The sequence below is a fragment of the Lysinibacillus sp. NPDC047702 genome (assembly GCF_050272555.1).
In the GTDB taxonomy this organism is placed as follows: Bacteria; Bacillota; Bacilli; order Bacillales_A; family Planococcaceae; genus Lysinibacillus.
Map to the genome: position 1 here is coordinate 146,110 of NZ_JBNNMG010000001.1, position 22,137 is coordinate 168,246.

Here is a 22,137-nt window from a genome sequence, read left to right on the forward strand (position 1 = left end):
CTAAAACTGATGGATTGAAATCCTGAAATGACGGATAGAACCTTGAGGGAATATAGAAAAAACTTTTGTGTTGACAATATACCTTGTGGGGTATAATATGAATCTCGTAAGCAGGTTCTGTCAATCAAATGAAAAGGGGGTATGAACGGAGTGGCATATGGTCCAAAAACAGCAAATCGTGTGAAGCGAATCGAGGGTCAGTTACGTGGTGTATTGCGCATGATGGAGGAAGAACAACACTGTAAAGATGTGATTACACAGCTATCTGCCGTACGTTCTGCGGTTGATCGAACAATTGGCGTTATTGTTAGTGAAAATTTATTAGACTGTGTAACGACTGCTGAAGGAGATGCTGGAAAGATGAATATGGCTATCCAAGAGGCAATGGATTTAGTGGTGAAAAGTAGATAAAGCCCCTGGCGAATGTCATAGATTTTGAAGATGAACTTTTCGAGCGAGCTCGAAAAAAATCCGGACACAATTACGCTGGGGCGTAATTAATATACCCTTTATAGTATAAAAGGAGGCAGTTAGATTTGGAGACTTGGTTTATTATTGCAATTGTTATTGCATTTTTAGTCTGGAGAATGATGCCTGTAAAAGGCGTGCAATCAATCTCAGCGACACAACTAAAAAATATTCTACATGATAAAGATAAAGTTTTTATCGATGTACGAACACCGGCTGAATATAAGGGGCGTAATATCCCTCAGTTTAAAAATATTCCGCTAGGTTCTAGTTTTAATCAATTGCCAAAGGGTAAAGAAATAGTTGTCATTTGTCAAAGTGGCATGCGCAGTAGTCAGGCGTGTAAGCAATTAAAAAAACAAGGCTTTGAACGCGTTACAAATGTCCGTGGTGGCATGAGTGCCTATTAGGAGGAGACGAAGCATGAAGGAGATTCCAGCAAAAGAAGTGCAACTGGTATTAGAGCAAGGTCAGCCAATCCATTTAATTGATGTACGTGAAGTAGATGAGGTGGAGGCTGGACATATTCCAGGTATTATTCATATCCCACTTGGTTTACTTGAATTTCGAATGCATGAGCTAAATAAACATGAATCGTATGTTGTGATTTGTCGCTCAGGTGGTCGTAGTGGGCAAGCTGCTCAATTTTTAGAAAGCTATGGCTTTGATGTTGCGAATATGGTTGGTGGTATGCTTGCTTGGAATGGTGAAGTGAAGTAAAAAAAGTGTTATATTTTTTTGAATAAAATAATACCCTTATAGGTATAAGGAGGAGAATTATGAGTATTAAGGTGGATTTTCAGCTAGATGCTAAAGGACTTTCTTGTCCAATGCCGATTGTAAGGGCGAAAAAGGCAATGGCTGATCTAGTGGAAGGGCAAATATTAGAAATATCGGCAACAGATAAGGGGTCAAAGGCTGATATTGCCGCTTGGGCTGAAACTGTGGGGCACCAATATATTGGGACTACGGAAGAAGAAAATGTGCTTAAGCATTATATTCGTAAATGCTCAAATGAAGTCATGGAGGAAAAAACATTTCCGCAGACAATTGATATAGAGCAAATTATAGGTAAAGAAGGATTAATTCTTGATGTGCGTGAAGAAGCAGAATTTGCCTTTGGACATATTGAAGGGGCTAAATCTATACCGATGGGTGAGCTAGAGTCACGTCTTTCCGAGCTTGATCAAGATCAGGAGATTTATGTTATTTGCCGCACAGGGAAGCGCAGTGATTTTGCTGCACAAAAACTTGCCGCACATGGATTCTCAAAGGTATTTAACGTCTTGCCGGGTATGACTTCTTGGAAAGGCGATTTAATAAAAACAATTTAGGAGGAATTTATGATGTCAAACAAAGTAGCAATTATTGCGAGTAATGGTGGGCTTTTCGATGCTTATAAGGTGTTCAATATCGCAACAGCAGCAGCAGCTTCGGAGAAAGAGGTAGCCATCTTCTTCACATTTGAAGGGTTAAATTTTATTCATAAGCAAGGTATGCATGCATTACCGATGCCTGCTGGAGCGGAACATTTTGCACAGGGCTTTGCCAATGCTAATGTGCCAGCCATCCCACAATTAGTGGAAATGGCGCAGGAACTAGGTGTGAAATTTATCGCATGTCAAATGACAATGGATGTAATGGGTTTAACAACTGATGATTTTATTGATGGTATTGAAGTTGGTGGAGCTGTTACATTCTTAGAGTTTGCGAAGGACGCTGCACCGTCATTGTCATTCTAATTGTCTGCAAAAAACAAAGAAAAAGCGGAGAGGGATATCCTTTCCGCTAAAAAATTCAATAAAATAATACCTTAGGGGGTAAAAGGAATGTCAGTTCTAAAATGGAACGCAGCACAAGTGGCTAAAAAAGTAATTGATAACGAAGAGTTATTTATTTTAGATGTACGTAATGTAGATGCATTTGAAGACTGGAAAATTGACGGTCATAGATTTGAGTATCTGAATATCCCATATTTTGAACTGTTAGATGGTATTGAGGATATTTTGCCAAAGATCCCGACTAATAAGGATATTTTAGTCGTTTGTGCCAAAGAGGGGTCATCGGTGATGGTCGCAGAAATGCTATCGGAAGCGGGTCGTGATGTTGCTTATTTAGATGGGGGAATGAAAACGTGGAGTGAATATTTAGAACCCATTAAAGTAGGTGATTTAACAGGTGGAGGAGAGCTTTACCAGTTTGTGCGTTTAGGGAAGGGCTGCCTTTCTTATATGGTGATCTCTGAGGGAGAGGCTGCTATTATTGATGCCGTTCGATTTACTGATGTATTTATAAATTTTGCGAAAGAGAAAAACGTGACAATCAAATATGTTTTGGATACACATTTACATGCTGACCATATTTCAGGTGGGCGTCATATCGCGGCAGCTACAGGTGCTGTGTATTATTTACCACCAAAAGATGCAGAGGAGGTTGTCTTTGACTATACACCTTTAGTCGATGGCACGACTGTTCAAATTGGTGCATCTAACATAGATGTAGGAGCCATTTATTCGCCAGGACATACAATTGGCTCAACATCTTTTGTAGTGGACAGCAAGTATTTATTAACGGGTGATATTTTATTTATCGATTCAATTGGTCGTCCCGATTTAGCTGGGCTCGCTGCTGATTGGGTAGGAGATTTACGTAATACACTTTACAAGCGCTATCGTGAACTTTCTGATGATCTCGTAGTCTTACCAGCACATTTTATGATTATTGATGAGTTAAATGAAGATGGGACAGTTGCTAAACGTCTAGGGCAGTTATTCGTAGAAAATCATGGATTAAATATTGAGGATGAAGCAGAATTCCGAAGTATTGTCACAGAGCAATTGCCGCCGCAGCCTAATGCCTATCAAGAAATCCGTCAGGTAAACATGGGGAAAATCACACCGGAGCTAGACGAGCAAACTGAGATGGAGATAGGACCTAATCGCTGCGCAGTTCGATAAGGCCATCGTTCAACCATGGTGAAATGCAATGAGTATGCATGTATGTTTGTGGCATGTAAATATCGTGAAGTGAAGGCGCTCATTCTTCGTACAGTCATGAAAAAACAAGGACAATCGGTAAAATCGCTTACAACCTTTGCCGATCTGAAGGAGAAAAATATGAAATCAAATTTACAACTAGATGCAAAGGGCTTATCCTGCCCTATGCCAATCGTGAAGACAAAAAAGGCTATGGATACTTTAGCTTCAGGTGAAATTTTAGAGGTTCAAGTAACAGATAAAGGGGCTCTTGCAGATATTCCTGCTTGGGCTAAAGCTGGTGGTCATACGATACTAGGTCAATCTGAAGAAGCTGGTATCATGACATTTTTAATTCAGAAAGTTTAAGGTTTGTGAGGGCTGTCTATCTAGAAGAATAGAGCAGCCCTTCTGTTATCAGGTGGAATATAATTTGTTTAACGTAGTAAACATTCTGTGTGGAAGTGGAAAACTTGCAGTTGAAATATTGGCTTTATCTTTAGTGGATTTGACAGAAAGAAGGAAAATAAATGGATATTACATGGATCATAACAATATTTTTGATTGGTTTTATCGGTTCATATATATCAGGGATGCTAGGTATTGGCGGTTCAATTATTAAATATCCAATGTTACTATATATTCCGCCTTTGTTTGGATTCGCAGCATTTTCAGCACATGAGGTATCGGGAATAAGTGCAGTACAAGTGTTTTTTGCCTCTATAGCTGGAGTATGGGCTTATCGTAAAGGAGGTTTTTTGAATAAATCCCTTATTATTAATATGGGTGGTGCTATATTAGTTGGTAGTTTCGTCGGCAGCTTCGGCTCCAAATTTTTGTCAGAGGCAGGCGTTAACATTGTTTATGGCATATTGGCATTGATTGCCGCAGTGATGATGTTTATTCCTAAGAAGCAGATTGATGACAAACCATTGCACGAGGTGACATTTAATAAACTAGTAGCTGCCATATTAGCATTTATTGTTGGTATTGGCTCTGGAATTGTTGGAGCAGCTGGTGGCTTTTTATTAGTCCCTATTATGCTGGTGATACTAGGTATACCAACCCGTATGACGATTGCCTCTAGCCTTGCCATTACCTTTATATCCTCAATCGGTGGAACAATTGGAAAGCTGATGACAGGGCAGGTTGATTATTATCCTGCAATCATTATGATTGTGGCAAGTCTTATAGCAGCTCCTCTTGGTGCACGAGCAGGAAAAAAATTAAATACAAAAGTTTTACAAGCTATTTTAGCAGTGCTAATTTTAGCAACTGCCATTAAAATTTGGATAGATATTTTATCTTGATTCAGCAAATGTTTTTTTGTATCGAAAGCATATCGACAGATACAGAAGACTCCCACCTCTATAGGAATGCAATTTTCTTCCTATTCAGTGGGTGTACAAACGCCCGCTGAATCAAGATAAAGCCCCTGGCGGATGTCACGGATTTTAAAGAGGAGCTTTTCGAGCGAGCTCGAAAAAAATCCGGACGCAATTACGCTAGGGCGTAATTGATAGGGAGGGCTGTAGAAAATGAAAATTGAAATTTTCTCAGATTTTACTTGTCCGTTCTGTTATATCGGTAAACGTGAATTGGAACGTGCCATCGATTCGGCTGGATATACTGGGCAAGTAGAGATTGAGTATAAAGCATTTCAAATAGCGCCAGATACACCTAGGGAGAATGCACCTATGTTATATGAGGGAATGGTAGCGAAATTTGACTCAACGCTAGAAGAAGTAAAGAAAATGACAATGAACATAGCCATGCGAGCAACGGAGGTGGGGCTTCACTACAACTTCGAAGAAATGAAAACAGCTCATACTGAAACAGCACATCGATTAGCAAAGTGGGTAAGACAGTTCGGTAAAGACTCGGAGTATACAGAAGCACTGATGAGAGGATACTTTTTAGAGGGTGAAGATGTAAACGATTCTAATTTTCTATTAACAGTTATTGAAGCGCTTGACTTAGATGTCAATCTTGCAAAGGAAGTTATAGAGTCCAATGATTTTAGTGAAGCTTTAGATAAAGATCGCTATGATGCAAAGCAGCTTGGTGTACAAAGTGTGCCATTCTTTGTTTTTGAAAATCGTTACGGTATTAAAGGGGCAGAGCCGAATGAGGTTTTCGTCCGAACGTTGCATCAAGCAGCAGAGATAGCAGGTATTCAACCTGTTTTAAAGATGACAGGTGATGGAGAAGCTTCCTGTGCTGCTGGTGAGTGTAAAATATAACAATGGATAAGGTGCCGAGTACTATTTGTACTTGGCATTTTTATTTCAGAAAGATCCATATACTACAAGAGGTATTAAGTCGTGTTTATTGTGTTATAGAACAATATTCATTTCATAATTTATCCATTTTTATCATCTGAATGGTTCTATTTTAGCCAGGTGTGAGAAAAATCACATCTAGAAATACATTATTCTGCTAAAATATAGGTGATTATACAAAGGGGGGTATTATAGATGAAACCTATCGTAGCAGGAGTAGCAGGAACAGTGCTGTTAGCAGGCACGCTCTTTATAGGAGCAGCCATTAGTGACAAAATTTTAGGTGGTGCTAATGGAGAAACTGAAGAAGCAGCAACACAATCAAAAATACCAACATCAGCAGCTGCGCAGTCAGTTGTCTATGCACCGCCAAGTATTGAGGAAGTACCAGAGGGACCTATGAAGGAAGCCATCTTGTACGGCTATGAGCTAGTTAATAATACACATGTTGCTGCAGAAGAATATGTTGGAAACCAATTGTCCTGTACAAGCTGTCATGCAGGAGCGGGGTATGATGAGCAAGCATCGTCATTAGTTGGCGTTATGGCAAATTATCCGCAATATATTGCCCGTTCTGGTGATATTGTGACAATAGAAGAGCGTATTAATGGTTGTATGGTTCGTAGTATGAATGGTAAAAAATTTGACATGAATAGCAAGGAATTAGAGGCAATGGTATCTTATTTCGCTTATATCTCAGAAGGGGTTCCGATTGGAGCTGAACGTGAATGGGCAGGCACAAGTAATATGAAAAATGTTCCAATACCAGATGTCGCAAATGGTGAAACATTATATGGACAATCTTGTATAGCCTGTCATGCAGCGGATGGCGCTGGTACTGGTGCTAATACAGGACCTGCATTATGGGGTGAAAATTCATTTAATGATGGGGCAGGTATTGCACGTATGTCAAAAATGGCTGGTTACATAAAAAATAATATGCCAGTTGGAGCAATTGGATCATTGACTGATCAAGACGCTGCTGATTTAGCTGCCTTTATTTTATCGCAGGACCGACCTGAGTGGGCGAATCATGATAAAGACTGGCCTAAGGGTGGACGTCCAAATGATATTATGGTTAAAGAAAAACGTGACCAAGTAAAAAACGGCACAATAGATTGGGAGCAAGTGCTTTCCACTAATTAAAAATAGGGGATGCTGCAATTTGGCGGCATCCCTTTTAGCTTAATTAAAGTTGTAGGCTGTCACAATTTTTTCTCTGTTTGTAGTGACATCTGTAAAGTATTCATATAGACAAATACCTAGGAAGGAGCCTGCTACATTAAAAACATTGGAGAATCCGTTATTCTGTAGGGTCATTACTGCATTGTAGCTTCGTTGTCCAGAACGACAATGAACGTAAACGGGAATATCTTGTGGAATCTCATTCAACCGGTTACGTATCTCACTTAACGGAATATTATGTGCATGGATGAGATGGCCAGCATCATATTCATTTTTTTCTCGCACATCTAAAAAATAGACATTATTTTCGACAAGATCTCTAACCTCATCAACTTTTATCTGCTTGTAGGTACCGTATAACTGATTTTGAGCGACTAGTGCAGCTAAATTGACAATATCCCGGGCAGTGCTAAACATTGGGGAATAAGTAAGTTCTAATTCCTTTAAGTCCTCTATTGTTCCACCCATTGTAATCATAGTTGCTATAACATCAATACGTTTCTCTGCACTACCTTTTCCAATCGCTTGTGCCCCAAGAATTCTTCCAGTAGGTTCTTCAAAAACAAGCTTGAAGTGGAGTGGATGACTATTTGGCATTAAACCGACTTTATCTGGTGCAATCAGATACACACTCTTAGCTTGAAAGCCTTGTGCTAGTGCAGTTTTTTCATTTAAGCCAGTAGAAGCACATGTAAGATCGAAAATTTGCACACTTGAGGAACCGATAACACCTTTATTTTGCTGAGGCATATTGAACATATGGTTTGCTGCTGCCCGTGCCTGTCGTAGTGCAGGACCAGCTAGTGCCAGACGTGTTTGTTTATGAGTCAATTGATGAAATACTTCTATGGCATCACCAACAGCATAAATAGATGGGTCAGATGTGACATAATTAGCATCTACCTTAATTCCGCCAAGTTCACCTATTGCCAGCCCAGCATCTTGCGCTAAAAATGTTTCAGGACGGACACCAATTGCTAAAACGACAGCTTGTGCCTTTACTTGTTTGCCAGAATTTAGTTCTACATAATCAGCGGCAACCTTGGCTAAACCATCATTGACAATGACATTAACTCCTCGATCCTTCATCTCTTTTTGTAAAATTTGAGCCATATCAAAATCAAAGGGCATCATAATTTGCTGACTAAATTCAACGAGCGAGACATTAAAGCCAGCAAGCTGCAAATTTTCTGCAACCTCTACGCCGATAAATCCACCGCCAATCACGGCGATATCTTGTATATCATCGCTCTGTATATAACGATTCAAACGGTCTATATCTGAGACATTGCGAACAGTAAAAACGTGAGAAGAATGAATGCCATCTAAGTTAGGGACGATTGGAATTGCTCCAGGGGATAACACTAACGTATCGTAGTTTTCCTCATATTCATTACCTGTGTGTAAATCCTTTACCGTAATTGTTTTTTCTAGTCGGTGAATACGTATCACTTCGTGAAGAACACGTGCTTCAATGTTATATTTCGTTTGAAAGGTCTGCGGTGACATTAAAATCAATTTGTCACTTTTTTCAACAATACCACTTAAGTGAAAGGGTAAAGAACAGTTGGAAAATGAAACATTTGGTCCTTTTTCAAACATAATAATTTCAGCGTGCTCATCAAGACGGCGAATTCGTGCTGCAGCAGAGGCTCCTCCTGCTACACCACCGACTACTAAAAATTTTTTACGCATTTACAGACACATCCTTTTCTTTTTATACGTATATGGGTATGTAGGTCTAAAATAAAGATTTATAACGATAAATTAGCGTTAAAAATTTAAGAAACGTTGCTATAAGTAAATTATATACCCTGCATGGTATTTCATCAATAGAAATATAAAATTCTTTAAATCGGAAGGTGAAGGGGAAAGAGAAACCTAGTAAAAGAAAATAAGTGCCTAAATTTGTTATACTAGCAGTATTAGGAAGTAGCATTGGGGGTGACACTGTTGATTTTTTTAAAGTTTTTAATCCAAATTATTGTTGTATCAGGGCTTATTTATTTTGTCAGCGGGCGCTTAATTGGTTCAAATATTAACTTTGTACGCAGATTTCTTTCAGTACTTATTAGTGTAACGCTAACGTCCTTTGTTTACTGGTACTCCTATTTGCGTCATACGGATTTTTTATCCGAAACGATGATGCAAACAGTAACAGAGGTTAGTACACTTATTTGGATAGGAAGCATGCTACTAATTTCTATGCTGCTTTATCTTGTCTTTGAGCTTTTTGACTCAAGCGGTATTACAGCTGGAGATCGGCGAAATGGTCAAAAAACCTTAGTGTTACGTCTTCGCAGCTATTGGCGGCAGCAAAAGCGTTTACGACAGGTGTTAAAAATCGCTGTAACGAATGGTGTTGTACAAACCATCAAATATGCGAGACAACGGGAAAATGAAAAGGAACTGGCTATAGCTTTAAGGGCTACATTGGAGCAATGTGGTGGGATATTCATTAAATTTGGTCAAGTCCTTTCTACGCGTAAGGAATTATTCTCTCCAATATTTATTGATGAGCTGGAAAGGCTACAGCATAATGTAAAGCCTCTGCGACCAGAGCAGGTGACTCAAATTTTAGAAAATTCACTTCCAAAGCCCGTAAATGAGGTGTTTGCAAGCTTTCAAATGGAACCAATCGCAGCAGCATCTATTGGACAGGTACATAAAGCACGATTGAAGAATTATGATGAAGTCGTGGTAAAGCTACTGCGTCCAGAGGTGAAGGGGATTATGCGAGATGATCTTGATATTTTAGAGGAATTTGCCAATTGGCTGACAAATAAGTCTACATGGGCTGAATCATTAGGATTTCGGGAATTAGCTGGCGGTTTTGCGGATGGATTACGTGAGGAAATTCATTTAGATATTGAGGTCCGAAATACATTACAGGTGACAAATGCTCTTTCTAAAAGTGATTACAAGGTAAGGATTCCTAAAATCTACATGGATTACTGTACTGAAAATATAATTGTTATGGAGTATGTGCGAGGAAAAAGTGTGGCGAGTGGAGCGGCAGAATTTAAACGTTTAAAAATTGATCGTAGGCAATTTGCACGTACCGTTTTATATTCCTTCTTTGAGCAGATGCTTTTTTCAGGTATCTTCCATGCAGATCCACATCCAGGAAATATTCATATCGATGAGACTGATGGTATTCCAATCCTGCTTGATTTTGGAGCAGTTGGTCGCCTAGGAGCAACTCAGCAAGAGGGCTTGAAGCTATTTTTAATGGGCATACAGTTAAATGATTCAAGTATTTTATACGACGGCTTAACACTGTTGGTTGAACATGCAGATCATGCTGAGCGTGCGAGAATGGAACAGGCAATCGACCAAATTTTGTTGAAAATTTCTTATGTAGATCGAATTCCAACTGAAGAATTAATACATGCATTGTTTACGGTTGTTCGTGATTTTGGACTTGCTTTTTATCCTGCAGTTGGTTTAGCGCTTCGTTCGCTAGTAACATTAGATGGAACATTAAGAGTAATCGATCCGAGTTTTGATATTTTCACTGAATCCAAAGATTTTTCTGCTTCTTATATGCGGGCATCATTCCTCAAGCCATTTAAAGAACCAATGGCCACAAAGGAGCGCTTACAAGAAGAGTTATCAATGCTTATCCCGACATTGCGCAAAATGCCAAGACGGGTTGATCAGCTTATTCAACGAGTAGAGAGTGGAAAAATTATTTTACACCATGATATTTTTTCAGATGAACACAATGCTCGCTTTGTAACCAATTTGTTTTCACGTTTTGTCTTGCTTCTCGTTGGCATCACCTTTGGAATCATTTCAGTAGCACTGTTAGCTATCTCACAATTTATTCATGATTCTTATGCTGTTTATCTGAATACAGCAGCATACTTAGGTTTATTTTTATGTGCAATTTTATTAGTACGACTTTCCATACAAGCATTACGGTCTATGAAGCAATAGGTAAGGGAAAAATCCCTTACCCTTTTTTGTGCAAGAAATATTACAGAAACATTACAAATTTCGAAATAGGTCAAATAGAGCAAAATTAAAAATGTGTAATTTGTAGAAAAAAATAGCGTTAAGTAGATTTTGTGGTCATTTTATCGAATGTTACAGAATTATTTCGAGTTTTACTAAAGTATTAAAAAGACGCGAAATAGTATAAAAGTTATGCTATTAATGCTAAACTTTAAAAGGCTAATGAAAATATAAGAATAAATTTACAAATATACATCGTTCGAGTGACTACATAGAACACGAAAAACGAAATTGATGAGATGAAGGGAAAGAAGTTAACGTGGGTAAGCGCAATAAATGGCGTAAGTCGATGGTACTAGCACTGGCACTAGCTGGCGGCTTATTATTTAATACAGTACAACCAACAGAAGTGCATGCAGAAGAAACTTCTCAACAAATGATCGAGAAAAAAGCTAAAATAGATGCAGAAATTAAAAAACTTCAAGAAGATTTAACAAAACTACAACAAGAGATCGATGAAAAAGTAAAAGTATTTAATCAGGTTCAGGCAGACATTAAAGAAATAGATGCAAGTATTGCTGAGACAGAAAAACGTATTGAGCAACGTTCAGCAATTTTAAGCGAGCGTATGGCTGCATACCAAGCACAGGATAACACAGTGGGTGTCTATTTAAGCGTTGTCCTTGAAGCAAAAAGCTTTGCTGATTTAATGGACCGTGTCGTAGCGGTTAAAACATTAATGGACGCTGACCAAGAACTAGTTGATCAACAGGAAGCAGATAAGGCCAGCCTAGAGCAACAAAAGGCAACATTAGATGAAAAACAAAAAGAGCTTCAAAAACAATTCCAAGAGCTTCAACAAAAGGAAAGCGAAATGGAAGTGAAAAAGGCTGAAAGCGAAGCTAAGTCACTTGCATTAAAAGCACAGATTGCAACAAAACAAGAGGAAGAACGGTTAGAAGCAGAACGTAAAGCAGCAGAGGAAGAAGCAGCTCGTTTACGTGCACTTCAAGCAGCTACTCCGGCTGTACAAGCTTCAAATAACGGAGGCAAAATTGTTTTCGGTTCAGGTTCAGGTACGGCATCTTCAGGTGATGCTATTTCAACTGCAAAGCAATTCCTAGGCCGTAGTTATGTTTGGGGTGGAAGTAACCCATCGACAGGATTTGACTGTTCAGGTCTTGTACAATGGTCTTACAAACAAGCTGGTGTATCTTTACCACGTACAGCATCACAACAATATCTAGCAACTCAACGTATTTCAGCAAGTGAAGCACGTGTAGGTGACCTTGTATTCTTCAGCTACGGCTCTGGTGTAGCGCATGTAGGTATCTACTTAGGAAACAACACTATGATTGATGCTCAAAATAAGGGTGTTGTTGTTGAATCACTTGATTGGTGGAATCAGTATTTAGTTGGCTTTGGTCGTATTCAATAAGCTCAATTAATATATAGACGATTGAATTAACAAAAAGGTCATCTTTGTTTATTACAAAGATGACCTTTTTTTGATACATTATTTCTTTCACATGATTAAATTTTAAAATTCAATTTGATAATACCTGTTTCTTTTAATGCAACGAAGAAAATAATAACGAAGGGTCCAGCAAGTAACCCTATAACACCAAATAATTGTAGACCGATAAACATAGCTATTAATGTTGGTAAAGTGGATAACCCAATATGGTCTCCCATTAATTTAGGCTCGACTACTCGTCGAATAATGAGTAAAATAGCTGCTAAGATGAATAATTTTACAGCGATAGATATATTTCCTATCAGCAGGTGATACAGTGCCCATGGTGCCAATATAATAATGGAACCAAGGAAAGGAATAATGTCAATGATCCATATAATGATAGTCATTGTCACAGCATATTTAGGCTGAATTAATAAAAGGCCAATTAGTGTGACGCCACCAATGATAAAACTAACAAATAAATGTGCCTTCATATAACCAAAAATAGCATCCTTTAAGCGATTTAAAATAATCTTTAATTTGTTTGCAGTGCTAGGCTTCAAATATTTATAAGTGATCTGTTTTAATTTAGGCAGATCTAGCATAAATAGAAAGAGAGCAATCATATATACCAGAAGACTAATGAATAGGCTTGGAATTTCTGAAAAGAAGGCTGTAACTTTGGTATAATTAAAGAAATTCAAAAAAGATTCTTCAATTTTCTTAATGAAATCCATCGTTGTATTTTGAAGCGAGGCACTTACTTCAGGTGGAAAGTCTTCAGTGTATTTAGAAATGTTTTCTTGCATAGTAAGCCACATTTCTGATAGCTTTGAAATATAGTATGGAGCTTGCTTTGAAACTAATATTATTTGAGACATAAGTTGTGTAATCGTAAAGTAACAAATAACAGTAATTAGGATGACACTCACTATGTAAATAACAGCAACTGCAATTTTCCGTGACATTTTCCATTGCCGTTTAAAGAACATAACAATTGGCTCTAAAAAAAATGCGGTGACACCAGCTAAGATGATTGGTACGGAAACAGGGATAATAAAATATGCAGCTACGATTATAGAAATAATCATTATCAATCTAAAAATCAGTTTCCTAGTATTTAATTTATTCATATATTCACCTTCTTTACGCAAATTAAGATAAGTGTACCATAAAAATTTTACGTTCTGACACAATAAAGGTAGGGATGAATGATGGAAAAAGAAATTTTGCAGCTTTTTAGTAATTTAACAGAGCGTGACCATGAAATTCAATATGCATCTTACGAAGAATTGATGAAAATTATGCAGGAACCAGTTGATTGGACATATGCAGTTTGGGAACAACTTGTTCAAGCTCTTACATATAAAGATGGTCATATGCGCGCGCTTGCAGCACAGTTTTTATGTGCATTAGCAGCGAAAAGTGATCCAGAAGAAAGGGTATTGGAAGACTTCTTAAAGATTTGGGCTGTAACATATGATGAAAAAATCGAAACGGTAAGGCATACTCTACAGGCCATCTGGAAAATAGGTTTAGCAGGGCAGGTACAACGGGATTTAGTCGTTTCCTATTTGGCTAAAAGGTTTCAGACATGTCTAGATGAAAAACATTCAACATTAATACGATATGATATCGTAGTATCTTTTAAGAAATTATATGATGCCACGAATAATCCAAAGGTGCTGGACATTGTGAAACGTTTAATTGAGGAAGAGCAAGATATGAAAAATAAAAAGAAATATAGGGCAGCCATCCGTTAAAAGTAATGGAATGGCTTTTTTTAATGCAAATCCTTTTGTGAGTAGAAGGAAGTTTACTATAATGTAGGAAAAAAGTAAGGGGATTAAAACATGAGTATTTATAATTATTTAGTAAAGAAGCCAAATGGTGAGATTTTATCAATGGAGACCTACCGTGGAAAAACACTGTTAATTGTCAATACAGCTAATCAATGTCGTTTTACATATCAGTTCGAAGACTTACAAAAAATGTACGACAAATATGGCAAGGAGAATTTTGTTGTATTAGGCTTCCCTTGCGATCAATTTGGGAATCAAAACCCTGAGGATGGTGAGCAAACTACACATCTTTGTCAGGTTAACTATGGTGTAACATTTCCGATTTTTGAGTTAGTACAGGTCAATGGAGATGCAACACATCCACTGTTTAATTATTTGAAGCATGAGGTCGATTATCGCTCATTTGGAAAAGCAAGCATGCAGGAAAAAATGCTTGCAGAAGCAATACTTCAAATAGCGCCTAGTTTTTTAGAAGGCCGTAATATCCGTTGGAACTTTACAAAATTCTTAATCGATGTAAATGGCAAAACAGTATCACGCTTTGAGCCTACAGATTCTCAGCTTGATATCGAGCAGGCTATTGAAAAAATCCTATAAATATTTATTTAATAATATGTGTTACTAAAGATAGCATGATTGGGAATTCGGAGAGAAATTGTAAGTATAGGAATTATAATGGTAGCCTATTGTCAAGTAGTGAAGGGTTTTTTAATAACATATTATGTAAGATGGAGCTGTACAAGCCAGGAGATCGACCTTTATTTGAACATATAACTACTCTTCTGAAGCAGGAGGATGCGGCAAGTACGAAGTCTCTAAGCTAGTGGCAAAATCAGTTTATCCTGAGCTATTTAAATAAAAATATTAAACCAGCAAGCTGTTCTAAATAGGGGCAGCTTTTTTGTATTTTTTGAATAAAAAAACTGTATTTTTTAACCTAATTTTAACCTTCAGAATGTATTTTGAAGTAGAGGGTTTTTTAACATGAAAATCTGTGGTTGACCTTCTTAATTCTTCAATAGAAGGTGAGGTGAAAAGTAATGATGTTTCCACCAACAGCATCTCCCACTCGGACGGGCGATAGAGTACCTATAGGTAGATAATTTGTTTGAAGGTCTGGCTTATTTAGTCAGGCCTCCATCTATTAAAATTTTAACAGGGAAGGCTGTTTAGTATGCTTGAACCAGTGTATGAGTTAGAAAATGTAACTTTCTACTACAAAAAAGGAAGGTATAAAGCGAATGATGGCATTTCACTGACCATATATAAAGGAGAAATCATTGGAATTCTAGGACCAAATGGGGCAGGAAAAACAACTTTGATAAAGCAAATGATTGGTCAATTAGCACCTGTAGAAGGATCAGTGAAATTTCAGGGACAGGAAGTTTCCAGAAATACAAAGGACGTCATTCAGCAAATCGCTTATTACTCACAAGAGACCTTTGCGTTATCATTTTTAAAAACATGGGAAGCCATTTATTTTACGGGAAGATTAAAGGGCTTATCTAAAAAGGAAGCGAAGCAGCAGACGGAGGCAATCCTGCTGCGTTTAGGCATGGAGACATATCGAAATAAGCTAGTATCTAAACTTTCTGGAGGACAAAGAAGACTTATTAGCTTGGGAACGACTTTGATTGGGCAGGCATCGGTCATCATTCTGGATGAACCTACAAATGAGCTAGATCCATTAAAACGGAAATTAGTGTGGGAGATCATTCGTGAGCTTAATCACAGGGGCACAACAATTATTTTAGTGACTCATAATATTTTGGAAGCTGAAAAGGTTGTACATCGTGTAGCTGTTATAGATAATGGAAGGCTTTTAGCCATTGATTATGTGGAGAAGCTGAAGAGAAGGGTGGATCAAAGAATGCGTTTAGAAATTTATGCGCAGGAAGCTTCTATTCAAAAGGTCCAAGACAGTCTTGAAATTTTCGGGAAAATAGAATTAGTAGAGGATATCAAGCTCACAATGCTTATTGAAAAAAATACTATTCGTACAGTTATTGATTTGATACAGGACGAGACATTAAACATTAGCCAATACTCATTGCTACCACCAAGTCTAGAGGATGTCTATTCTATGCTTCAAGGGCAACAGAGGAGTGAATAGCGATTGAGAGCAAACCCCTTCACTCAATTTTTTATTGAATTAATCATCCTCTTTCGAATACAAATCGCCATTGTGCGCCACCAATTATGGTGGATTATTGCTATGTCTGCAATCTTTCCAGTAGTTACACTAGTTTTCCTTAACTTTCTACTAGGGGAATCCAGTCAAGAACAGTTGGCACGATTAATTATCGGAAATATGGTTTTTAGTATTCTGTTAATGGGGATGAATATTTTAGGACAGGATATCTCCTATCAAAAATTTGGAGGCTATTTTACATATTACTCATCACTTCCCATTCGTAAAGTAAGTTTCATATTATCCTTGTTATTTTACGGAATTTTAACCTCCCTACCATCCTTTATCATCGTATTTATTTTAGGCCAGCGTATTTATGGTGTGAGTCTTCATTTCGAGTGGCTTCTACTGCCAGTAGCATTATTGGCGATCTTTAGTGTAGTAGGGATTGGTGTATTAATGGGATTTTTATCGCCAAATCCGCAATTCACAAATATTGTCGCTCAATTTTTACTGATGTTTGTCACTTTTTTAACTCCAGTTATGATAGAAATAACGGATTTACCTAGGATTCTTCAATGGATTTCCTATGTGCTACCGACAACGTATGTAGCGAATATCCTTCATGAGATGCTTACTGTAGGATGGACAGCATCTTTATTTAAAGAAGTATTTATTTTAATCATTTTTTCATGTATTTCCTATCTATTGATAAGTAAAAAAATACATTGGCGCGTTCAATAAATAATAGGGAGTTAATATAAAATGAAAACGTTTGAACATAAGGTAGAGCAGTATGCGGAGTTGGTCATAAAAGTAGGAATAAATATTCAACAAGGGCAGACATTAGTCATTTCTGCATCTATTACTGCTGCTGATTTTGTTAGAAGAATTTGTCGATATGCTTATCTCAATGGCGCACAATTTGTTTATGTAAAATGGATTGACGAAGAGCTAGCTCGCATAGAGTGCGAATTAATGTCAGAGCAGGGGTTGAGGTATACACCAGATTGGCTTGTAAAAGGTTACGAAGAGATGGCGAGTGATGGTGCTGCCTTTCTTTATATTATTTCACCTCATCTACAAAACATGGAGGGAATCGATCCCGATAAAGTAGAAAAAGCTGAATATGCTTTGGCAATTGCCTTCCGTTCCTTTACTGAAAAATTGATCAACATGCAAGTGAGCTGGACTGTTATCGCTTATCCCACGGAAAAATGGGCTGAGTCCATTTTTCCACATATGGCGCCAAAGGATAGACTAGAGCAGCTATGGGAGGAGCTTTTTAAGATAATGAAATTGGAGGATGAAAATCCAATAGCAGCATGGGAGCGGCATACAGAAGGATTAAATAAAAGGGCAGCATTATTAAACGATAAGCATTTCCAATATTTACATTTTATCAGTGAAGGCACAGACTTAAAAATCGAATTACCAAACAATCATCATTGGTTGAATGGCTTAGAAACAAATAACAATGGAACACCATTTATTTGTAATATGCCAACAGAAGAGATTTATACAACACCGCTTAAAACGGGTGTTAATGGGGTCGTTAAAAATACAAGGCCATTAGTTTATGAAGGGCAGATAATTGATGATTTTACCCTTACTTTTAAAGATGGGAAAATTATTGATTGCAGTGCTGAAAAAGGGCTGGATGCGTTAAATGGAATTTTGCATAAGGATGAGGGAGCAAAATATATTGGTGAGGTTGCATTAGTACCCCATGACTCTGTTATCTCAGCAAGTAATCTTATTTTTTACCATGCTTTATTGGATGAGAATGCATCCTGTCATTTAGCGATTGGGCAGGCATATACATCAGGCTTGAAAGAGGAAGATAGAGTAGATCATGAAAATAGTATTAATTCTAGTATAATCCATGTTGATTTTATGATTGGCTCCGAGCATTTACAAGTGAATGGTGTCTATGATGACGGCTCAGTGGAACCAATATTAATGCATGGGAAATGGGTATCTAAATTTACTGTTTAGAAGGAGGTTGACATGTATGCATATAATGAAATGTAAGACAGAAGAGGATTATGAGAAGTTTGCGATTTTCTTTTTGCAAAACAGAAATATGTTTGATGATATGTATCCCATTTTGGAGACTCTAGGAAGCTTATCAATCATGATAGAAGAGACAAATCTACTGCTCTTTTATAATAGCCAACAGGAAGTAATCGCGGCAGCTAGCTATACGTTGGGATTACGGGAGGATCATTTTAAAAATAAAGAAATTGTCTTTATTGATTGTGCTCTATTAAAGAGAGAATATCAAAATAGCCGTTCCTTTGTTAAGGGTTTTTCACAAATGCTAAAGCATATTTTAGAAGAACATAAGGATGTAAAGGAAGTTCAATTTTATGCTTATCGTCACCATGAATATATCCATCGACTCTATAAAAAATTCGCTAATATAATAGGGAACAGTGATGGATATTTCGGTATACAGGATATTTTTTCGGTGGAGTTTGGAAAATTAATGAAATTTATAGAAGGTTTTTATAAAAAAAGTGAAAATCAGAAAAATTTATGACGCGAGCGTAATTGGCAAATTAAAACTCCAACATCATTTTAAAGGATGATTGTTGGAGTTTTATTTTAATGTAGTGAATAAATCTTTGAATTCATAGTGCAAAAATTGGTATTCTTGCGATTCGTTCTATAAAATAAAGATAATAATGCTTGCAATTATGGGAGGGGTAATGAATGAAACAGTTTGATGTGAAGGTTATTCCATTTGAAGCAGTCTATAATTTTCGTGATATGGGCGGGTATAAAGCAAGAGATGGTCGTGTCGTAAAGAATCGTATGTTTTTTCGTTCAGCAGCTCTTGGTAAGATGACGCCAGCAGATAAGCAGCTTTTTGATACATTAGGTGTGAAAACGATATTTGACTATCGTGACAACCATGAAGCTCAAAACAATCCTAATCCCATTTTTCCGCAGGCTCACTATATTCAAATACCAGCAAAGGGTAACCATGCTTTTGAAATGCCAACAAACACTGGTGGGAAAGATTTTTATAAAGTTGTTAGTCCAGAGATGTTCCAAGAATTTTATGCACAGATGCCCTTTAATAATGCTTCTTTTAAAGAGTTAATGACGATTATTCAAAATCCGAATAATCTTGGGCTAGTTCATCATTGTGCAGTAGGAAAGGATCGAACAGGCATCGGTGGTGCACTTATTTTACTGGCCTTAGATGTACCAGAGGAATCGATTATGGAGGACTATTTAGATACAAATATTCATTTACGTCCAATGGTTGAAAGAATGGCTCAGAACATTCAACAACATTATAATGATCAAGAATTACAGCAATTTTACGCATTGATGTCAGCTCGTGAGGATTATTTACAGGCAGCATTTGATGCAATGGATAGACGGTATGGTTCAAAGGAGGACTTTTTAGAGCAGGAATTCGGTTTAACAGCGGATAAACGTAAGCAATTACAGGCCAATTGTTTAACATGATAGGAACCCCTTTCACATGGTATGGTGAGAGGGGTTTTTGAGTGGAATAGGCTGTTTTATTTTTCAACTACTTTAGAAAATTCTTTACAGTCACGAAATCTATGATAAGATACTATTTATTTTAATGGAAATAGGAGAAGTGAAATGTATTGGCAGCAACAGTAAAAGAAAGTGATAGTAAAGACACAAACAAGTTAAGCTTATTTCATTTAACTTGGCCAATTTTCTTAGAAGTATTTTTATTTATGTTAATGGGACTTGCCGATACTTTTATGCTCAGCGCTTTATCTGATAATGCTGTATCAGGGGTTGGCGCAGCAAATCAATATATTCATATTGCGATTTTAATACTTGAAGTAGTTGGTAATGGTGCATCAATTGTTGTATCTCAATATTTAGGTTCAAAGCGTTTTTTTGAAGCTGCGAAAATATCAGCTTTAGCAGTTACGATGAACATGATTGTAGGAATTATCATGAGTGTACTTTTCTTCTTCTTTGCAAGTCATTTAATGACAATGATGAACTTACAGGGAGAAGTACTTAAATATGCACAAAGCTATTTAGTCATCATAGGAAGCTTTATTTTTTTACAGGCAATTATCAATGCGTTAGCAGCAATAATTCGTGTGCATGGTTGGACGAAACAAACAATGTATGTATCATTAGGGATGAATGTGCTGCATGTTATATTAAATTACGGTTTAATCTTTGGTAACTTAGGATTACCAGAACTAGGTGTAAAGGGAGCAGCTATTTCCTCCGTTGTCAGCCGTGGATTAGCAGTACTCGTGTTTTTCTGGCTGCTGTATCAGGTGATGGAGGTAAGAGTGAAGCTTGAATATTATTTTGAGTATTCAAAGGAGTATATTCGAAAAATATTAAACATCGGTCTGCCATCTGCATTTGAGCAGGTGCTTTATCAGTTCTGTCAAATCGTCTTCTTATACTATGCAACGTATTTAGGGGCAGAGACACTGGCAGCAAGACAATATGCAATGAATATTTCAATGTTTACGTATTTATTTGCCATTGCAATTGGTACAGGAACAGCCATTATTATTGGTCGTAATGTTGGTGCTGGCAATAAAGACCAGGCCTATCGACAGCTTTGGAAAAGTGTTCGTGCAGCTTTTATATTTACATTTGTAATGGTGGCTGTTGTGACAATATTCCGTAAGCCATTAATGCATGTTTTTACGAATAATTCAGAGGTTATTGCTATTGGAGCTTCTGTACTAGCATTAAGTATTCTGCTTGAGACGGGGCGTACGATGAATATCGTGGTTATTAACTCATTACGTGCCTCTGGTGATGCTAGATTTCCTGTGAAGATTGGCTTTTTATCAATGGTTTGTATGAGTCTTCCATTGGGCTATTTTTTCGTCTTTGTTTTAGATTGGGGTCTAGTAGGCATTTGGCTAGCGATATCAGCAGATGAATGGATGCGAGCAATTATCGTATACTTTAGATGGAAAAGTCGTAAATGGGAGCGTTATGCACTTGTTTCGCCAACAGAACAGAAGGAGGCACATTAAATGGGGGCACTTTCTAAACGAGCTGCTGGAGCGGCTTTAATGAATAATAATCTATCACTTTTTGCTTGTCCGATTTGTCAGGAGTCCATGACGATACAGGAGCAAGGGAGAATGGTTTGTTCAGCCAATCATTCTTTTGATATTGCCAAGCAAGGCTACATTAATATGCTGACACATGGAGCTGCTTCAAAATATAGCAAGGAGCTCTTTGAGTCTCGGAAGAAGGTTATTGATAGTGGTATGTATGATGAGGTTGAAGATAAAATTATAGAATTAATAGCTCCTGCACAAACCGTGCTTGATACTGGCTGTGGGGAGGGCTCACATTTAGCCCGTATAATGTATGATAAAAAAGGCATTGGTGTGGGTATTGATATTGCGAAGGAAGGCATACTTGCTGCATCTAGACATTATCCAGAGCAGATTTGGTGTGTGGGTGATTTGGCGAGAAGTCCATTTGCAAAATCGAGCTTTGATGCCATTTTAAATATTCTATCACCTGCAAATTACGAAGAATTTAAACGTTTACTAGCTCCGGGTGGTTGCGTAGTAAAAGTTGTCCCTCAAAGTAAGTATTTACATGAGCTTCGAGCACAATTATATGCGGATTCGGACAAGGAGTCCTATTCAAATGACCAAATAGTTGCTCGTTTTACAGAAAGCTTTATGGATGTAAGTGTTAAGCGAATTACCTATACGACACCACTCGCTACTGAACTGGTTCCAGCATTGCTTGAAATGACGCCAATGGGGTGGCATAAAAAAGAAGGTGCTGCTATCCATTTACATGAAATCACGATTGATGTTGATATATTAGTGGGCCGTGTATAATTATAAAGAAATTTGGAAACTCC

General features: G+C 37.5%; 23 protein-coding genes. 21 read left to right on the forward strand and 2 right to left on the reverse strand.

Annotated features, from left to right (window positions below):
* Positions 1 to 150 precede the first annotated feature (150 nt).
* The 10 genes from ACQKIM_RS00800 (at position 151) to ACQKIM_RS00845 (ending at position 6,871) form a co-directional block, all read left to right on the forward strand.
* The gene (locus ACQKIM_RS00800; protein WP_427537599.1) at positions 151 to 411 is read left to right on the forward strand and encodes a metal-sensitive transcriptional regulator; all 261 of its coding nucleotides are present in this window, start codon (positions 151 to 153) and stop codon (positions 409 to 411) included.
* Positions 412 to 536: 125 nt separating this feature from the next.
* Positions 537 to 878, forward strand: a complete 342-nt coding sequence (locus ACQKIM_RS00805; protein ID WP_427537602.1) for a rhodanese-like domain-containing protein — start codon at positions 537 to 539, stop codon at positions 876 to 878.
* A 13-nt stretch (positions 879 to 891) separates the two neighbouring features.
* Positions 892 to 1,188 (forward strand): rhodanese-like domain-containing protein, encoded by a 297-nt coding sequence (locus ACQKIM_RS00810; protein ID WP_427537605.1) that lies wholly within the window; start codon positions 892 to 894, stop codon positions 1,186 to 1,188.
* Positions 1,189 to 1,247: 59 nt separating this feature from the next.
* Positions 1,248 to 1,802: a sulfurtransferase TusA family protein gene (locus ACQKIM_RS00815; protein ID WP_427537608.1), complete on the forward strand. Its 555-nt coding sequence runs from the start codon at positions 1,248 to 1,250 to the stop codon at positions 1,800 to 1,802.
* Between the two features lie 12 nt (positions 1,803 to 1,814).
* Positions 1,815 to 2,210 (forward strand): DsrE/DsrF/DrsH-like family protein, encoded by a 396-nt coding sequence (locus ACQKIM_RS00820; RefSeq protein ID WP_427537611.1) that lies wholly within the window; start codon positions 1,815 to 1,817, stop codon positions 2,208 to 2,210.
* 87 nt (positions 2,211 to 2,297) lie between these two features.
* A complete protein-coding gene (locus tag ACQKIM_RS00825; protein ID WP_427537614.1) occupies positions 2,298 to 3,425 on the forward strand; it encodes an MBL fold metallo-hydrolase in 1,128 nt (375 codons plus the stop codon).
* Between the two features lie 159 nt (positions 3,426 to 3,584).
* A complete protein-coding gene (locus ACQKIM_RS00830; RefSeq protein ID WP_427537822.1) occupies positions 3,585 to 3,812 on the forward strand; it encodes a sulfurtransferase TusA family protein in 228 nt (75 codons plus the stop codon).
* A gap of 161 nt (positions 3,813 to 3,973) precedes the next feature.
* Positions 3,974 to 4,753 carry a sulfite exporter TauE/SafE family protein gene (locus ACQKIM_RS00835; RefSeq protein WP_427537617.1) on the forward strand — a complete coding sequence of 260 codons (780 nt, stop codon included), beginning with the start codon at positions 3,974 to 3,976 and terminating at the stop codon, positions 4,751 to 4,753.
* Between the two features lie 228 nt (positions 4,754 to 4,981).
* Positions 4,982 to 5,686, forward strand: a complete 705-nt coding sequence (locus ACQKIM_RS00840) for a DsbA family oxidoreductase (protein WP_427537620.1) — start codon at positions 4,982 to 4,984, stop codon at positions 5,684 to 5,686.
* A 234-nt stretch (positions 5,687 to 5,920) separates the two neighbouring features.
* Positions 5,921 to 6,871, forward strand: coding sequence for a c-type cytochrome (locus ACQKIM_RS00845; RefSeq protein ID WP_427537623.1), 951 nt, complete (start codon positions 5,921 to 5,923; stop codon positions 6,869 to 6,871).
* Between the two features lie 39 nt (positions 6,872 to 6,910).
* On the opposite strand, the gene ACQKIM_RS00850 is transcribed toward ACQKIM_RS00845, so the two are convergent.
* The gene (locus ACQKIM_RS00850) at positions 6,911 to 8,605 is read right to left on the reverse strand and encodes an FAD-dependent oxidoreductase (protein ID WP_427537626.1); all 1,695 of its coding nucleotides are present in this window, start codon (positions 8,603 to 8,605) and stop codon (positions 6,911 to 6,913) included.
* A gap of 258 nt (positions 8,606 to 8,863) precedes the next feature.
* Here ACQKIM_RS00850 and ACQKIM_RS00855 point away from each other — a divergent pair, with 258 nt between their 5' ends.
* Together ACQKIM_RS00855 and ACQKIM_RS00860 are read left to right on the forward strand one after the other, a co-directional pair.
* A complete protein-coding gene (locus ACQKIM_RS00855; RefSeq protein WP_427537629.1) occupies positions 8,864 to 10,852 on the forward strand; it encodes an ABC1 kinase family protein in 1,989 nt (662 codons plus the stop codon).
* Positions 10,853 to 11,189: 337 nt separating this feature from the next.
* Positions 11,190 to 12,308, forward strand: a complete 1,119-nt coding sequence (locus tag ACQKIM_RS00860; RefSeq protein ID WP_427537632.1) for an NlpC/P60 family protein — start codon at positions 11,190 to 11,192, stop codon at positions 12,306 to 12,308.
* 95 nt (positions 12,309 to 12,403) lie between these two features.
* On the opposite strand, the gene ytvI is transcribed toward ACQKIM_RS00860, so the two are convergent.
* Positions 12,404 to 13,462, reverse strand: a complete 1,059-nt coding sequence (gene ytvI / locus ACQKIM_RS00865) for a sporulation integral membrane protein YtvI (protein WP_427537635.1) — start codon at positions 13,460 to 13,462, stop codon at positions 12,404 to 12,406.
* Positions 13,463 to 13,543: 81 nt separating this feature from the next.
* Between ytvI and ACQKIM_RS00870 the strand changes: the two genes are divergently transcribed.
* From ACQKIM_RS00870 to ACQKIM_RS00910, 9 genes are all read left to right on the forward strand, one after another.
* Complete coding sequence (locus ACQKIM_RS00870) at positions 13,544 to 14,092, forward strand: hypothetical protein (protein ID WP_427537638.1); 549 nt, start codon at positions 13,544 to 13,546, stop codon at positions 14,090 to 14,092.
* 90 nt (positions 14,093 to 14,182) lie between these two features.
* Positions 14,183 to 14,728, forward strand: a complete 546-nt coding sequence (locus tag ACQKIM_RS00875) for a glutathione peroxidase (RefSeq protein WP_427537641.1) — start codon at positions 14,183 to 14,185, stop codon at positions 14,726 to 14,728.
* A gap of 577 nt (positions 14,729 to 15,305) precedes the next feature.
* A complete protein-coding gene (locus ACQKIM_RS00880) occupies positions 15,306 to 16,244 on the forward strand; it encodes an ABC transporter ATP-binding protein (protein ID WP_427537644.1) in 939 nt (312 codons plus the stop codon).
* 102 nt (positions 16,245 to 16,346) lie between these two features.
* Positions 16,347 to 17,006 (forward strand): ABC transporter permease, encoded by a 660-nt coding sequence (locus ACQKIM_RS00885; protein ID WP_427537647.1) that lies wholly within the window; start codon positions 16,347 to 16,349, stop codon positions 17,004 to 17,006.
* A 21-nt stretch (positions 17,007 to 17,027) separates the two neighbouring features.
* A complete protein-coding gene (locus tag ACQKIM_RS00890) occupies positions 17,028 to 18,260 on the forward strand; it encodes an aminopeptidase (protein WP_427537650.1) in 1,233 nt (410 codons plus the stop codon).
* A 16-nt stretch (positions 18,261 to 18,276) separates the two neighbouring features.
* Entirely contained in the window at positions 18,277 to 18,807 is a 531-nt protein-coding gene (locus ACQKIM_RS00895) for a hypothetical protein (RefSeq protein ID WP_427537653.1), read from the forward strand.
* Between the two features lie 173 nt (positions 18,808 to 18,980).
* Positions 18,981 to 19,748 (forward strand): tyrosine-protein phosphatase, encoded by a 768-nt coding sequence (locus ACQKIM_RS00900; RefSeq protein WP_427537656.1) that lies wholly within the window; start codon positions 18,981 to 18,983, stop codon positions 19,746 to 19,748.
* A 149-nt stretch (positions 19,749 to 19,897) separates the two neighbouring features.
* Complete coding sequence (locus ACQKIM_RS00905; RefSeq protein WP_427537659.1) at positions 19,898 to 21,283, forward strand: MATE family efflux transporter; 1,386 nt, start codon at positions 19,898 to 19,900, stop codon at positions 21,281 to 21,283.
* Positions 21,284 to 22,114 (forward strand): putative RNA methyltransferase, encoded by an 831-nt coding sequence (locus ACQKIM_RS00910; RefSeq protein ID WP_427537662.1) that lies wholly within the window; start codon positions 21,284 to 21,286, stop codon positions 22,112 to 22,114.
* Positions 22,115 to 22,137 lie beyond the last annotated feature (23 nt).